Annotated in this window: 15 protein-coding genes; 8 read left to right on the plus strand and 7 right to left on the minus strand. The window is 68.1% G+C overall.

Annotated features, from left to right (window positions below; genetic code table 11):
- Positions 1-4 precede the first annotated feature (4 nt).
- Positions 5-883 (minus strand): NUDIX hydrolase, encoded by an 879-nt coding sequence (locus tag AC0662_RS12705; protein WP_478300446.1) that lies wholly within the window; start codon positions 881-883, stop codon positions 5-7.
- Positions 884-911: 28 nt separating this feature from the next.
- Positions 912-3,071, minus strand: a complete 2,160-nt coding sequence (locus AC0662_RS12710; RefSeq protein WP_478301916.1) for an RNA degradosome polyphosphate kinase — start codon at positions 3,069-3,071, stop codon at positions 912-914.
- Positions 3,072-3,177: 106 nt separating this feature from the next.
- Here AC0662_RS12710 and AC0662_RS12715 point away from each other — a divergent pair, with 106 nt between their 5' ends.
- The 3 genes from AC0662_RS12715 to AC0662_RS12725 all read left to right on the plus strand — a co-directional run bounded on the left by AC0662_RS12715 (position 3,178) and on the right by AC0662_RS12725 (position 5,751).
- Positions 3,178-4,233: an alpha/beta hydrolase gene (locus AC0662_RS12715; RefSeq protein ID WP_478300448.1), complete on the plus strand. Its 1,056-nt coding sequence runs from the start codon at positions 3,178-3,180 to the stop codon at positions 4,231-4,233.
- A 79-nt stretch (positions 4,234-4,312) separates the two neighbouring features.
- Positions 4,313-4,729, plus strand: a complete 417-nt coding sequence (locus AC0662_RS12720) for a hypothetical protein (protein ID WP_478300450.1) — start codon at positions 4,313-4,315, stop codon at positions 4,727-4,729.
- Positions 4,730-4,731: 2 nt separating this feature from the next.
- Complete coding sequence (locus tag AC0662_RS12725) at positions 4,732-5,751, plus strand: hypothetical protein (protein ID WP_478300452.1); 1,020 nt, start codon at positions 4,732-4,734, stop codon at positions 5,749-5,751.
- Between the two features lie 668 nt (positions 5,752-6,419).
- Here AC0662_RS12725 and AC0662_RS12730 read toward each other — a convergent pair.
- The 3 genes from AC0662_RS12730 to mshD form a co-directional block, all read right to left on the minus strand.
- The gene (locus AC0662_RS12730) at positions 6,420-7,295 is read right to left on the minus strand and encodes a PKD domain-containing protein (RefSeq protein ID WP_478300454.1); all 876 of its coding nucleotides are present in this window, start codon (positions 7,293-7,295) and stop codon (positions 6,420-6,422) included.
- Positions 7,292-7,906 carry a DUF6318 family protein gene (locus AC0662_RS12735; RefSeq protein ID WP_478300456.1) on the minus strand — a complete coding sequence of 205 codons (615 nt, stop codon included), beginning with the start codon at positions 7,904-7,906 and terminating at the stop codon, positions 7,292-7,294. The genes AC0662_RS12730 and AC0662_RS12735 overlap by 4 nt, the downstream gene beginning before the upstream one ends.
- A 265-nt stretch (positions 7,907-8,171) precedes the next feature.
- Positions 8,172-9,077 carry a mycothiol synthase gene (gene mshD / locus AC0662_RS12740; protein WP_478300458.1) on the minus strand — a complete coding sequence of 302 codons (906 nt, stop codon included), beginning with the start codon at positions 9,075-9,077 and terminating at the stop codon, positions 8,172-8,174.
- A 143-nt stretch (positions 9,078-9,220) separates the two neighbouring features.
- Between mshD and AC0662_RS12745 the strand changes: the two genes are divergently transcribed.
- Together AC0662_RS12745 and AC0662_RS12750 are read left to right on the plus strand one after the other, a co-directional pair.
- Complete coding sequence (locus AC0662_RS12745) at positions 9,221-11,062, plus strand: bifunctional metallophosphatase/5'-nucleotidase (protein ID WP_478300460.1); 1,842 nt, start codon at positions 9,221-9,223, stop codon at positions 11,060-11,062.
- Between the two features lie 109 nt (positions 11,063-11,171).
- Positions 11,172-11,480 (plus strand): hypothetical protein, encoded by a 309-nt coding sequence (locus AC0662_RS12750; protein WP_452204112.1) that lies wholly within the window; start codon positions 11,172-11,174, stop codon positions 11,478-11,480.
- 4 nt (positions 11,481-11,484) lie between these two features.
- On the opposite strand, the gene AC0662_RS12755 is transcribed toward AC0662_RS12750, so the two are convergent.
- Complete coding sequence (locus AC0662_RS12755) at positions 11,485-12,198, minus strand: winged helix-turn-helix domain-containing protein (RefSeq protein ID WP_387765765.1); 714 nt, start codon at positions 12,196-12,198, stop codon at positions 11,485-11,487.
- Positions 12,199-12,360: 162 nt separating this feature from the next.
- Between AC0662_RS12755 and AC0662_RS12760 the strand changes: the two genes are divergently transcribed.
- Entirely contained in the window at positions 12,361-12,600 is a 240-nt protein-coding gene (locus AC0662_RS12760; protein ID WP_452204111.1) for a MoaD/ThiS family protein, read from the plus strand.
- Positions 12,601-12,610: 10 nt separating this feature from the next.
- Here AC0662_RS12760 and arfB read toward each other — a convergent pair whose 3' ends face one another.
- Positions 12,611-13,045: an alternative ribosome rescue aminoacyl-tRNA hydrolase ArfB gene (gene arfB / locus AC0662_RS12765; RefSeq protein WP_452204110.1), complete on the minus strand. Its 435-nt coding sequence runs from the start codon at positions 13,043-13,045 to the stop codon at positions 12,611-12,613.
- Positions 13,046-13,067: 22 nt separating this feature from the next.
- Here arfB and AC0662_RS12770 point away from each other — a divergent pair, with 22 nt between their 5' ends.
- Both AC0662_RS12770 and AC0662_RS12775 read left to right on the plus strand, forming a co-directional pair.
- A complete protein-coding gene (locus AC0662_RS12770) occupies positions 13,068-13,481 on the plus strand; it encodes an HIT family protein (RefSeq protein WP_452204109.1) in 414 nt (137 codons plus the stop codon).
- 45 nt (positions 13,482-13,526) lie between these two features.
- On the plus strand, positions 13,527-13,973 hold the full coding sequence (locus AC0662_RS12775) for a TlpA family protein disulfide reductase (protein ID WP_478300464.1): 447 nt from the start codon (positions 13,527-13,529) through the stop codon (positions 13,971-13,973).
- Positions 13,974-13,975: the final 2 nt, after the last annotated feature.

The following is a 13,975-nucleotide window of genomic DNA, read 5'->3' on the forward strand; positions in this document are numbered from 1 at the left end:
GCTGCTACGGCGCACGGAACCTGTCGTGCACCAAGCGGCCGTCCGCCAACCGGTGCACGACCAGGAACGAGCCCGTGGAGAACTTGCCCACCTTCGCACCGAGCTCTCGCGACAGCGCCGCCAGCACCGGCCGGTGCGAGCACACGACCGTCACCTTGCCCGGTTTCCACGCTCGCTCGGACAGACCACGCAGTCCGCCCGGATCGGCCTCGTACCCGCGTTCCGAGATCTCCGGCCACAGCGTGATGTGCCGGTTGATCGAGGCGGCGTACGGCGCGACCGTCGACACGCAGCGCTCCGCGTCACTGCTGATCACACGGTCGACGCCGAGGGACGCCAGTACGCCGGTCAGTCGCTCGGCCACCTCCGTGCCGTTGCTGGTCAGGGGCCGCAGCGTGTCCTTACCGTCCCAGTCCTTGCGCTTGACCGCCTCCGCGTGCCGGACGACGACGATCGTGGCCACGACCGGGACCACGTGCTCCAGCGCGTCCAGGATGTCCACGTCGCGCGGATAGCTCAGCTTGTTGCGCGCCTTGTCCACCGGGAGCCAGCTGATCTCGTCGACTTCGTCGTTCGGCTCGAAGTCAGCATCGTCGGCCGGTACGGCGGACCAGTAGTGCACGAGCTTCTCAGCGGTCCCGCCGTTCTTGCGGACCTGGTACCGCTGCACGCCGAGCGGTGGACCGAACACGACCCGCAGTCCGGTCTCCTCCTCGATCTCCCGCTGCGCACCGAGCAGCACGTGCTCGTGCGTTGTCAGCTTCCCCTTCGGCAGGGACCAGTCGTCGTACCGGGGACGGTGCACCAGCAGCACCTGCCGGGTGTCGCGGCCTGCCCGCCAGACGACACCACCCGCGGCGATCACGGTCGCCGTGTTGCTCATCCGTTCACCCTCAGAAATACGCTCCGTGTTAGCTGATGGGGTCGATCGCCCGGCGCCGCCCACGCGTGGCGATCAACCGCTCCTGCAGGTCACGGAGCGGCTCACCGTCGGGTGCGCTCAGCCGGGGCTGCCAGTTGTCGTCGGCCTGCAGCCACCAGGAGCCGGTGGTCTCGTCCAGCGCCAGGTCGAACAGCTCGCTCAACTCGGTGATGTGGTCACGCTCCTTCAGCTGTACCAGCACCTCGACCCGGCGGTCCAGGTTCCGGTGCATCAGGTCGGCCGACCCGATCCACACCTCCGGTTCCCCACCGTTCTCGAACAGGAACACCCGGCTGTGCTCGAGGAACCGGCCCAGGATGCTGCGGACCTGGATGTTCTCCGACAGCCCCGGTACGCCGGGACGCAGCGTGCAGATGCCGCGGATCCAGAGCTCGATCGGTACGCCGGCCTGCGACGCCCGGTAGAGCGCGTCGCACAGGGCCTCGTCGACCAGGCTGTTCACCTTGATCCGGATCCGCGCCGGACGGCCGGCCAGGTGGTGCTGCACCTCGCGGTCGATCCGCTCGACGAGCCCACGCCGTACCGACTGCGGAGCGACCAGGATCCGCCGGTAGCCGGCGCTGCGGCCGAACCCGGACAGGTGGTTGAAGAGCAGCGCGACGTCCTCGGTGACCACCCGGTCGCTGGTGAGCAGACCGAGGTCCTCGTAGAGCCGCGCGGTCTTCGGGTGGTAGTTGCCGGTGCCGATGTGCGCGTACCGACGCAGTCCGTCCGGCTCGTCACGCACGACCATGGACAGCTTGCAGTGCGTCTTCAGCCCGATCACGCCGTACACGACGTGGCATCCGGCATGCTCGAGCTGACGGGCCCACTTGATGTTCGCCTGCTCGTCGAAGCGGGCCTGGATCTCGACCAGGACCAGCACCTGCTTGCCGGCCTCGGCGGCGTCGATGAGCGCGTCCACGATCGGGGAGTCACCGCTGGTGCGGTACAGCGTCTGCTTGATCGCCAGCACGTGCGGATCGGCGGCGGCCTGCTCGATGAAGCGCTGCACGCTGGTGGAGAACGAGTCGTACGGGTGGTGGACCAGTACGTCGCGCTGCTTGAGCGCGTGGAACATGTCGGCCGGGTTGGAGGTCTCCACCTCGGCCAGGTGCGGATGCGTCGACGGAACGAACGCCGGGTACTTCAGCTCGGCCCGGTCCAGGCCGGCGATGGTGAACAGGCCACGCAGGTCCAGCGGGCCGGGGAGCTCGAACACCTCCGCCTCGGTGACGCCCAGCTCGGACAGCAGCAGCGCCTTCACCTGCGGGTCGATCGACTCCTCGACCTCCAACCGCACCGGCGGACCGAACCGGCGGCGCAGCAGCTCCTTCTCGAGCGCGGCCAGCAGGTTCTCGGCGTCGTCCTCCTCGACCTCGAGGTCCTCGTTGCGGGTCACCCGGAACGTGTGGTGCTGGATGACCTCCATCCCCGGGAAGAGCTGCCCCAGATGCGTGGCGATGACGTCCTCGAGCGGCACGAACCGGCCGTCGGCGACGTTCACGAACCGCGGCAGCAGCGGCGGCACCTTCACCCGGGCGAAGTGCTCACCGCCGCTGTCCGGGTTACGGACGACGACTGCCAGGTTCAGGCTCAGGCCGGAGATGTACGGGAACGGGTGCGACGGGTCGACCGCCAGCGGGGTCAGCACCGGGAACACGCGCTCCCGGAAGAAGCGGGTCATGTCCTCGCGCTCGGAGTGCTCCAGCTCGTCCCAGCGCAGGATGTCGATGCCCTGCTGGGTCAGCGCCGGCTGCACCGACTTCCGCCAGGTCTCCGCGTGCCGGTCCATCAGCTCGCGGCTCTTCGCCAGGCTGCGGTCCAGGACCTCGCGGGGGAGCAGGCCGCTGGCCGCCTTCACCGCGACCCCGGCCGCGATCCGGCGCTTCAGACCGGCGATCCGGACCATGTAGAACTCGTCCAGGTTGCTCGCGAAGATGGCCAGGAACTTGGCCCTCTCGAGCAGCGGGATCCTGTCGTTCTCGGCGAGCTCCAGGACCCGCTGGTTGAACGCCAGCCAGCTCAGCTCCCGGTCCGAGAACCGGTCCGCCGGGAGGTCGCCGGCCGCACTGATGTCGTACGGCGGTTCGACGTCGTACTCCCGGTTGTGCGATGCCAGCAGGTCTCCAGCCACATCGACCAGGATTGCATTGTTTGGTGAACAAGGGGTAGCCGTCCGCGCGTTCCCCGATGTGACGTTACCGTTGCCTTCGGAGCCCATCGCGGGCCCGCGGTTGCTAGCGTCACTCCTTGTGAACCCACGACTGGACTCGGTACTCCGTGACACGGCGACCGCCGTACAAGCGAACGCGCTCACCCCGCTGTACGCGCTGCCCGCCGTCGTCCGCCGGCGACTGGCCGGCGCACCGGTCCAGATCGACGGCAACCTGCTCGATCCCGACCTGCAACTGCTCCTGCGGGTCGAGAACTTGTTGCCGCACACAACCAAGACCGACGCCACGGCCGCCCGGACGCATTTCCGGAACTTGTGCAAGCTGATACCCGGCAAGCCCGTGGAGCTACAGCGCGTGACCGAACTGACGGTCCGCGGGGCCGACGGCCAGCTCGGCGCCCGGCTGTACGTCCCGCGCGACGAGGGCCGCGGTCTGCTCGTGTTCTTCCACGGCGGCGGCTGGGTCGTCGGCGACCTCGACACCCACGACGCGCTCTGCCGCGCGATCGCCGCCGACGCCGGTATCCGGGTCCTGTCCGTCGACTACCGCCTCGCCCCCGAGGCGCCCGCGCCCACCGCGGCCGAGGACGCCATCGCGGCCTTCACCTGGGCCGTCCAGCACGCCGAGGACCTGGGCGCCGACCCGTCACTGGTAGCCGTCGGCGGCGACAGTGCCGGCGGCAACCTCGCCGCCGTGGTCACCCAGCAGTGCGTCTGGCGCGGCCTCCCGGCGCCCGCAATCCAGGTCCTCCTCTACCCCGCGCTGGACCTGGTCGCCCGCCGCCCCAGCCGAGACCTGTTCTCCGAAGGCTTCATCCTCACCGAGGCCGACATCATCTGGTACCGCGACCACTACACCCCCGACCCCACCCTCCGCCCCGACCCGATCGTCTCCCCGATCCGCGCCACGGACCTCACCGGCCTCCCACCCACCTACCTCACCAGCGCCGGCTTCGACCCCCTCCGAGACGAAGCCCGCGACTACGCCGAAGCCCTCACGTCAGCCGGCAACGCCCTCACGTACATCCCCCACCCCTCCCTAACCCACGGCTACGCCAGCCTAAGAACCGTCCCCGGCGCCACCCAACAAGCCCACACCCACCTAACCAACCACCTGAAATCCACCCTCCACTAACCCTGTGGATAACCCCCGCCCAGCCCCGCCCTCCCCGACTATCGTGACGATCAGTACACGACCACCCGAGGGAGTCTCCGTGCCATTCGACATCGCGCGCTTCAACGGCGCATTCTCCGAGGCGAGGCACCAACAGGAGATCAATCCCGACTTCGACCTGGCTGCAGCTCAACAGGAGCTCCGCGAGCTGATCGCGAACGAGCCCGAAGGCGAGGAGCGCGACTGGGCTGTGCAGCTGATCGAAGATCTCGCCGAGCCGCCACCCCCACCACGCGAGTGGAGCCCGCTCTACCACGAAGCCGGCGCGATCCACGCGGCGGCGTTTCTGGCCGAGGGCACCGACGAAGAACGGGCGGACGCGCTGGCCGACGCCCGGCACAAGATCTGGGCGATCGCCGATCGAGCCTCCCACGACGAGGAGGCCGACATCCGGGCGATGACGAGAGCGCTTGACCACATGGAGACGATGCTGCGCGGCGACTGGCCCAGGGACTGACGATGGACCTCGACGAACGGGTCTCGCCGGACTCGTCCGTCTATCGCGAGGTCGCGCGCCTGTACCGGATCGCGCGCTCACTTCGTCCGGCCGCAGCCGACCGCTGGACCGGCGAGCTGTACAGGACGTGGGCCGACACCATGGGCGGTCTCAGCCCACGAACCGGTGCGCTCAGACTCTCCGCCGACCGGGTGCTGCCGTACCTGACCGGAGCGGCGTCCGCGACCGACCGGCGCCAGCAGGCGCAGGCTCTCGCAACCGTCCTCCACGAGGCGACTCATGGGGCGATGCAGATCAAGGCGCCGGACGAGCCGAATGCTGTGCTGACCGAACACTCCCGTGGCGTGATCGAAGGGTTCGCCGAAGCCCGCACGTTCGCCGACTTCGAGGCCTTCGCAAAACTGGCAGGGTACGGCGATCTCAAGCTCGACACCCCGCAGCACCCCGGGGCATTCGCCGCCACTCGGGATCTCATGGCGCAGGTGACCGGGTCCGCCTACTCGAAGAATGCTCTGATCAATGACGCCTGCCGCGGGCCAGGCGTCATGCACTTCGACCAGTTCGCGCACGCCGTCGTACAGAACCGCCTGGCCGATGTGGTCCAGAACCGTGAAGCGGATCAGCGGGCGGTCCGAGCCGCCCTCATCAAGCCGATGCTCCACGCGCACTGGCCAACGTTGCACCAGACCAGCACCGAGACCGGCCTGCTCGTCGCCCGCGAGATCCGCTCAGCCCTGGACACCAAGGTCGACGAACTCCGCCGTCGCTACCAGCCCACGGCCCCCGCAACCGCCGACCAGCAAACTGTCGGACCGCACCGGCCACCTGCCCAATCGCCCCCGCAGCCATCCAGACCGGACGCCCGCCGCGAGACCCTCGACAGCCTCCGCTTCCTAACCGCCAACGCCCCCGCCGCCAACGCCGTAACCCACCGCCCAACCCCAACCAGCCACCCACGACGCCCCTCGCCCACCCCAACCCGAGGCAGACCCACGCACCCCCCAAACCGAACCCGAGACTGACCGCACCCGAACTAATCACCCACCCCGGGCAACCGCACGGACCCGGCCTTCCGCACCACCGCGCCGTCGACCTACAGCCGGCTGGCCGATGCCGCCCTCATCGCCTGGTCTGTTTCACCTCGTACGTGATCCAAATCCCGCGCTGGTTGAAAAGGGCGAATTCGCGGATGTACCTCGAAGGCTCGTTGACCAGCGGAGCGTCGCCCACGCGGCGGGTGCGCTAGCCGGTATCGGCTCTGGTACTGCGTATTCGTCCAGCCCGTGACGGCCAACAGCGACGTGCTGACCAGCGCTGCAGTCGTGATCGTCATTCCTCCAGCAATCTCATCTTGAATGTCTCCCACGCGCTGACGCGCGACGAGAGGCTGAACTGACGCTTGAACGACCGCGTGGCGCTCGGCACCCGCTTTGACGGAAGGTGACTCCCGCGAGGCGTAGCCGCCGATGGTCACCGCCGCATAGCCATTGACGCATAGCCACCGAGACGTGCGCTCTTCCCCTTGGAACAAGGTGGCTGGACGCAGGCGTGGGGCTGTGTCCGGCTGGCCGGTTTGTAGGCTCCCCTGGCCTCAGCCGGCTACGAGCGTGGCGGCGGCTAGGTAGGCCAGTACCGCGAGCGGCTTACGGTGTGTCATGAGCGTCTGGCCCTCCTGTAGTCGACGCGATGGTCAGCGGCCGGGATCGACGAGGACAGGGACGGCTTCGCGGATCTGGAGAGGGGTGGCCGGGCCTGTCACGGGCACGGTGCCGTCTGCGTACTGCCAGCCTGTGTTGGCGACGTTGAAGCGTGCGGCGTAGGTGGTCGTCAACGAGACCTTGACGGCGCCGCGCTTCAGGTACTTGTGGGTGATCTCCTTGGATGGATACGGCTTGCCCGGCGTGCTCGTGGTGAGCGAAGTGCCGTCGCCGAAGTGCCAGGTGTAGCTGATCGGAGTCGCTTGGACGAGGACCGGGAATCCGAGCAGCGCGATCGTTGCTGACGCAACCTTGCTCTCGGTGTAGACGATGGTGTCCAGGTTCACCAGCGTGCGCCCGTTCGGCTGAATCCTCACCGGGAGGCCTGGGAAGATCACAGTCTTCGTCTCGGCGATGATCTGGTCCCATGTGACGTCCTGCGGTCGCGGAATAACCACGCGAGGGTCGCGCCGGCGTGAGACCTTGTCCTCGTCCGGAGTCACCGGCTGGCAGCGGTTCGGCCCGGGAACGGTGCCGTCCGGCTGCATGCGGCCGCAGACCCCGATATTCAGTTCGAGGTCGTCCTCGACCGACTGCGGCGGGTTCTCTCGGCGCGGACGATCGCCTCCCGAGTGGTGGTCCGACGCGCTCGTCGTTCCGTCGGGCGGATCGTCGGCGTCGCCGCGATGCCGGCGGACGATACCCTCGGCGCTTCCCTGGAAGCCCTCGCGCGTCAACTGGTTGGTCACGATCGGCGGATCCGGTGTCTTGAAGGCATCGGTATGCGCACGTGCCGACACCGTGTCAATGACCAAGAAGCCGATCAGCAGAGTCAATGCCAGACCGACCGAGACCGGTCGCGGCCTCATTGCGGAACCAGTCTCATCGCCGCCATCACCCAGGATCCCTGCTGCGGAGCCAAGGTGAATTCACGCTTGTAGTTGCGCTTCTTGCTGGTCATCGGCTTCGCGGACGGCGTGTCTTTCGCCGTGTACGCACCAATAGTCACGGCCGCGTACCCTCCAAGGCGTCCGCCGTCGGCACGGAACAGGTCCGGAACGTCGTTCACGTATTCGAAGTAGTCCCCGCTCAAGCCACCGTTGGCGGCATTGACCTTCGCGACGTAGTCGGCATATAGCTCGCACTGGTGGCAGGCCGTGGAAGTCGCGGACAACATCTGGCTGGTGTCGCCCGTCGTCGATGCGTAGTTCAGCAGACTGACGTAGTACTTCAAGAAAGCCTCACCGGCAGAAAGGCTGAGGCCGGAAGCCGCCTTCGGTCGTTGGGGCACCTCGGTCGGAGCGGGCGACGCGGCGGTCGGTGTCGAGCTCGTCGCCGATGGGCTGACGGATTTCGACGCCGGGGGTGGGGCTGTGTTTGGTTGGCCGGCTTCTGGGCTTGATTGGCCGCAGGCGGTGAGGAGTGTGGTGGTGGCTAGGCAGGCCAGGAGTGCTTGGGTTGGCCTGTTGCGGTGTGTCACGAGTGTCAGCCCTCCGTAGTCGACACGATCGTAACGGGCAGCGGGCGCGTGGCTCGATGTCAAAAGGTGCAGTTGTGGACAACCAGGGTTGGGGCCAGGAGCCGCCCGGCTGGGGGGTTAGAGGCTCGGACGGCTCCTGGTTGGTGGTGGGACGGGTGGGGGGAGGGTTTATGACGCGGGTGGGGTGGGTGGTTTGTTGTGATGGCGTTCACAGGGAGGTGGGGAGGATTGCCTGCCCGATTCGGGACGGGATCCTCCCCAGCAGTTAGGCGGGGGCGTATTGGACGTCCAGGGCTGCGGTTTTGAAGCCTAGGGAGGTGTAGAGGGCGCGGGCTGGAGTGTTGGTGCCGTCTACGTAGAGGGTGATCGCGTCGAGGTTGCGGTCGGTTTGTAGGTGGTGGAGGCCTTGGAGGGTTAGGGCCTTGCCCAGGCCTAGGCCCTGGTGGGCGGGGGAGACGCCTACTACGTAGACCTCGCCTTCGCCGTCTTCGACCTTGGTCCAGTGGAAGCCGGCTACGGCGCCGCTGGAGTCGACGGCGAGGAAGAAGCCGTTCGGGTCGAACCAGGGCTGCTGTAGGCGTTCGGTCAGGTCGGCGGCGGTCCAGCTGCCCTGCTCGGGGTGGTCGGCGAACGCGGCCGCGTTGACCGCCAGCCAGGCGGCGTCGTCCTGGCCGGGGACAAACGTGCGTACGGCGATCCCGGCGGGCCACACCGGTTCCGGGAGATCAGCCCTGGTACGCCGGAGGAAGTAGAGCTCCCGTGATACCTCGAGGCCGAGGCGCTGCGCGAGTTCGTCGGAGCCGGGCAGACGTCCGTGGGCCCAGACGCGAGTTCGGGCGCCGCCGTGGTCGAGGAGCATGCGGAGGAGCGCCGTACCGTAGCCCTGGCGGCGGGAGGCGGGGGCGACGACGAGTTCGGCGGAGCCGTCGGGGGAGAGGGCGCCGTACCCGACGAGGTTGCGGGCGCTCTGCAGGCCGGTGACCTCGATGGTGCCCGGATCGCCTTCGTAGGCGAGGACGTGGACGTCGCCGGGGTGTTCGCCGTCGAGGTGCAGCAGGGTGCGTTCGGAGAGGGGATGGACGCCGTCGCTGTGCGCGGCGGCGCGGGTGAGTTCCGTGACGGCGGCGGCGGTGGCCGAGGGCAACGGTGAGGGAACGGCTTCGAGGGTCACCTGAATACCGTAAAAGGTCCGGTTCAGTTCATGCTCAGGTCCTGGCGGGGAGACGTCGCCTTGGGTAGCTTTCCCGTCACCGCGGAGGATTTCGCGGGCCGCGCGATCCGCGGTGACCGAGACGACGACGGAGAAGACAACACATGGCCCTGACAGGACGAGACAAAACACGGCTGGGGGGACGGCGCGCTGTCGGTCTGCTCGCCGCCGGGACGGCCGTGGCGCTCGCCTTCGCCGCGGGGGGATCCGTGAGCCAGGCCGGCGCAGCGACGCAGTCGGGTACTGCGACGCAGGCCGGTGGCGCGACCCAGATCACCGCTGTGCAGGCGAAGAAGCCGAAGCCGACCCACACCCAGATCCAACTGCTCGCGATCAACGACTTCCACGGCAATCTGGACCCGGCGACCGGTTCGAGCGGCAACGTCAACGGCATCCCGGCCGGCGGCGCGGCGTACCTGGCGACGCATCTGAAGGACCTCCGGGCGGCCGCGAAGGCGAAGGGGCAGGACTCGGTGACGGTCGCCGCCGGTGACCTGATCGGTGCTTCGCCGCTGCTGTCGGCCGCGTTCCACGACGAGCCGACGATCGAAGCGCTGAACGGGATGGGACTCGAGGCTGCGTCGGTGGGCAACCACGAGTTCGACGAAGGCTGGCACGAGTTGCTCCGGATGCAGACCGGCGGCTGCCTGCCGGACGGCGACGGGCAGAACAACCAGAACTCCTGCCCCGACCCGAAACACCCGTTCACGGGCGCGAAGTTCAAGTACCTCTCGGCGAACGTGTTCTTCACCAACACCCAGAAGACGCTGTTCGCGCCGTACACGATCAAGACTTTCGCGGACGGTCAGAAGGTCGGCTTCATCGGCATGACGCTGGAGAACACGCCGAACATCGTCACCAAGTCCGGCGTCGAGGGGCTGACGTTCAAGGACGAGATCGAGACCGCCAACGCGCTGGTCCCGGAGCTGAAGAAGAAGGGTGTGAAGTCGATCGTCGTGCTGCTGCACGAGGGTGGCTTCCCGGCCGACCCGAAGGCGTACAACAGCTGCCCGGGGATCTCCGGCCCGATCGTCGACATCAACGCCGGGCTGGACCCGGAGATCGACGCGATCATCTCCGGCCACACCCACCAGGCGTACAACTGCTCGCTGCCCGACAAGGCCGGCAAGCCGCGGCTGGTGACCAGCGCGTCGTCGTTCGGCCGGCTCGTGACCGACGTCCGGCTGAGTGTCGACAACGCGACCGGTGACGTCGACCGGGTGAACACGCTGGCGAACAACCAGATCGTCACCCAGGACGTCGTGCAGGACCGCAAGACGGCGGAGCTGATCGCGAAGTACAAGGAGCTGGTCGCCCCGATCGCGAACAAGGTGATCGGCCACATCACGACACCGTCGGTGGTCCGGACGAACGACGACTCGCTCGAGTCGCCGCTGGGCAACCTGATCGCGGACGCGCAGCTCGCGGATCCGTCGGTGGTGACGGGCGGCAAGACCCCGGTGGCGGCGTTCATGAACCCGGGCGGCATCCGCGCGGACCTGGCGTCGACCAACGGCGAGGTCAGTTTCGGGCAGGCGTTCACCGTGCAGCCGTTCAACAACTTCCTGGTCTCGATGGACATGACCGGCACGCAGATCAAGGCCCTGCTGGAGCAGCAGTTCTCCGGCGTCAACGGTCCCGAGGCGGCGAAGTACAAGGTGCTTCAGGTCGCGGGCATCACCTACACCTGGAACCCGGCGGCCGCGGCGGGCTCGAAGATCGTGGCCGGCTCGATCAAGATCGGCGGCCAGCCGCTGGTGGACGGCACGTCGTACCGCATCGTCACGAACAACTTCCTGTCCGACGGTGGTGACGGGTTCCCGGCCTTCACCACGGCGACCGCCAAGTACTTCGGTGGGCTCGACATCGACGCCTTCGCGAAGTACCTGACCGCGCACGACCCTTACACCCCGGTCGCAACGGACCGGATCTCGATCGGTTCCTGAGCACGACCGATCAGCCGGTACGTCGTCCTCGCGGGCGGCGTACCGGCATTTTCGTTCCCACCGAGGGGGCTGGTACCTTGCGTACTCAGCTACTTACGGAAGGTGAGCGATGTCGCACGTTGCTCCGACCTCGCATCGACGGCCCGCCCGGGCGTCGCACCGGGGTCACCGCAGTAGTGACGGATCGGTCCAGATCACCAGCTGGCTCGGGCTGACGTTCGCCTACCTCGTCGGATGGGTGCTGACCTGGCAGTCGCATGTCGGCGTGCACGCCGCCGGCGTGACGCTGCTGGTGATGCTCGTGCCGATCACGATCGGGACGTTCGTCGCCGGGTTCAAGCAAGGCCTCGGCTCCTGGAAGGCCGCGCTGACCACGGCTGTGGCGCTCGCGTTCACCCTGCTGAAGTTCTTCTTCTAAAGACTTAGGACTTGGATTCCGCCGGCTCACGCGTCGTCGGCTGCGGCGGGACGACGAAGCGGTAGCCGACGTTGCGGACGGTCCCGATCAGCGACTCGTGCTCGGGGCCGAGCTTCGCGCGCAGGCGCCGTACGTGCACGTCGACCGTCCGGGTGCCGCCGAAGTAGTCGTAGCCCCACACCTCCTGCAGCAGCTGCTCCCGGGTGAAGACCCGCCCCGGGTGCTGCGCGAGGAACTTGAAGAGCTCGAACTCCTTGTACGTCAGGTCCAGCGCCCGGCCGTTGAGCTTCGCCGTGTACGACGCCTCGTCGATGATCACGTCACCACTGCGGATCAGCGTCGACTCGGGCTCGTCGTTGCGGGTCGCGGCGAGCCGGCCGATCACCAGTCGCAGCCGGGCCTCGATCTCGGCCGGTCCGGCGGTGTCGAGCAGTACGTCGTCCGCGCCCCAGTCGGCGTTGACGGCAGTCAGACCGCCCTCGGTGACGACCAGCAGCAGCGGTACGTCGATGCCGGTGGTGCGGATCAGCCGGGAGGCGCTGCGAACGGCGACCAGGTCACGACGGGCGTCCAGCAGGACAGCGTCGGCGTCCGGTGCGTCGACCAGCGCGGCGACCTCGGCGGGCAGGATCCGGATCTGGTGCGGGAGTAGGGCGAGCGACGGCAGGACCTCGGTGGAAGCCTGCAATGCGTTCGTCAGCAGAAGCAGCGTGCTCACGCCATCTCCTCGTGCTGATCATCGGATCCACAGGCGGCGATCCGGTCCTCGTGCACGTCAGGCCCCGACGGCGTCATTGCCGGGGGCCTGGGACACACTTGGTCGTAACAGCAAGCTGACATAATAGCGGAAGACTTAACCGATTAGTGAGGCGCCGACCAGATGCCGGAAGTGACCATCAGGTACTTCGCTGCCGCGCGTTCGGCCGCCGGAGAGTCGTCCGCGACCGCTGAGGCGGCCTCGATCCGCGACCTGGTGACGACCGTCTCCAGCGACCGGCCGGAACTGGCGCGAGTGCTGTCGATCTGCACGTTCCTGCTCGACGGCCAGCGCGCCGAGCCGAACACACCGCTGACCCAGGGCGCTCTCGTGGACGCCCTCCCGCCCTTCGCCGGCGGCTGACCACTCAGCCCTAATCGGACGGGCGACCGCGGAGGCGCTTCGTCTCGCCGCGGCGCTTCTTGTCGTCCAGTCGGCGCCGGACCGAGCCTTTGCTCGGCTTCGTTGGGCGGCGCTTCCGTGGTGGCGGTGCGATCGCCTCACGCAGCAGAGTCGCCAGCCGCTCCCGCGCTGCCTCCCGGTTCCGCCACTGCGACTTGTACTCCGACGCCGCGATCGTCACCACCCCATCGACCATCCGCGACTGCAGTCTTTCCAGCGCCCGAGTCTTCAGTACGTCGCTCAACGCCGACGTACCCGCGACGTCGAAGCTGAGCTCAACGCGGCTGTCCGTGGTGTTCACCGACTGCCCGCCCGGTCCGCTCGACCGCGAGAACCGCCACGCCAGTTCGGCCTCGGGGATCACCACACCCGAACGTACGGTCAGTCCGCTCTCCACAGGACCCATTAGACCGGAGGAGAATCGTGGGATGGATGCCTGCGTCTTCTGCGGCCTCATCTCAGCCGATGCCGCTCGCTGGATCGCGAAGGAGGACGCGGCCGTCGCGTTCCTCCCGCTGCCCGGCGAGGAGATCTCCCCGGGCCACACGCTGGTGGTCCCGCGGCGCCATACCAAGTCGGGCGTTCTGGACGCGCCGCCTGGCGACCTGGCGCGGGTGATGGACCTGGCGCAGCGCATCGCCCAGCGGATGGTCGAGCGCCTCGGCGCGACCGGTGTCTGCGTACTGAACGCCAGCGGGCCGGACTCCGGTCGCAGCGTCGACCACCTCCACGTTCACGTGGTCCCGCGGTACCCGGGCGACGGTGACGACTGCCTGCCCTGGCCGACCGGGCGATCCCGGCACCGTCTCGCCGCTGACCCACTGGAGCTTCTCAGCACGTGAAACCGACGGTTGAATCCTGAACGGGGCGTCGTACCGTTGGTAGCTGTGAGTCTCGGACTGTGGGTGCTGGTCGGGGCAGTTGCCGCCGGCGTGGTGCTCAGTGGGCTCAAGGCATGGGTCGACGGGCGGTTTCGCGGGAAGAGCGAGGACGACGTGGAGCGGGTGACGGCGGCTGAGCTGGGCGGGGAGCTGGGCGAGCGAGCGACGCTGCTGCAGTTCTCGTCGGCGTTCTGCGCGCCCTGCCGGGCCACCCGGCGGACTCTGGCCGAGGTCGAGGGCATGGTCGACGGCGTGCGCCACGTCGAGCTGGACGCCGAGTCGCACCTCGAGCTCGTCCGGCGCCTCGACATCCTCCGTACGCCGACCACGTTGGTGCTCGACAGCGCCGGAGCGGTCGTGAAGCGCGCCAGCGGTGCGCCCCGGAAGCCGGACGTGATCGCCGCGCTGGCCGTCGCCATCGAGCAGCAGAATGGCGAAAGAGCCGGGGCGTAGGC

Source organism: Kribbella sp. NPDC043289 (genome assembly GCF_056436705.1).

Coding starts and splice junctions, on each gene's coding strand:
- AC0662_RS12705 (WP_478300446.1), bottom strand. CDS start 883: ATGAGCAACACGGCGACCGTGATCGCCGCGGGTGGTGTCGTCTGGCGG.
- AC0662_RS12725 (WP_478300452.1), top strand. CDS start 4,732: ATGGACCTCGACGAACGGGTCTCGCCGGACTCGTCCGTCTATCGCGAG.
- AC0662_RS12730 (WP_478300454.1), bottom strand. CDS start 7,295: ATGAGGCCGCGACCGGTCTCGGTCGGTCTGGCATTGACTCTGCTGATC.
- AC0662_RS12745 (WP_478300460.1), top strand. CDS start 9,221: ATGGCCCTGACAGGACGAGACAAAACACGGCTGGGGGGACGGCGCGCT.
- AC0662_RS12750 (WP_452204112.1), top strand. CDS start 11,172: ATGTCGCACGTTGCTCCGACCTCGCATCGACGGCCCGCCCGGGCGTCG.
- AC0662_RS12760 (WP_452204111.1), top strand. CDS start 12,361: ATGCCGGAAGTGACCATCAGGTACTTCGCTGCCGCGCGTTCGGCCGCC.
- arfB (WP_452204110.1), bottom strand. CDS start 13,045: ATGGGTCCTGTGGAGAGCGGACTGACCGTACGTTCGGGTGTGGTGATC.
- AC0662_RS12770 (WP_452204109.1), top strand. CDS start 13,068: ATGGATGCCTGCGTCTTCTGCGGCCTCATCTCAGCCGATGCCGCTCGC.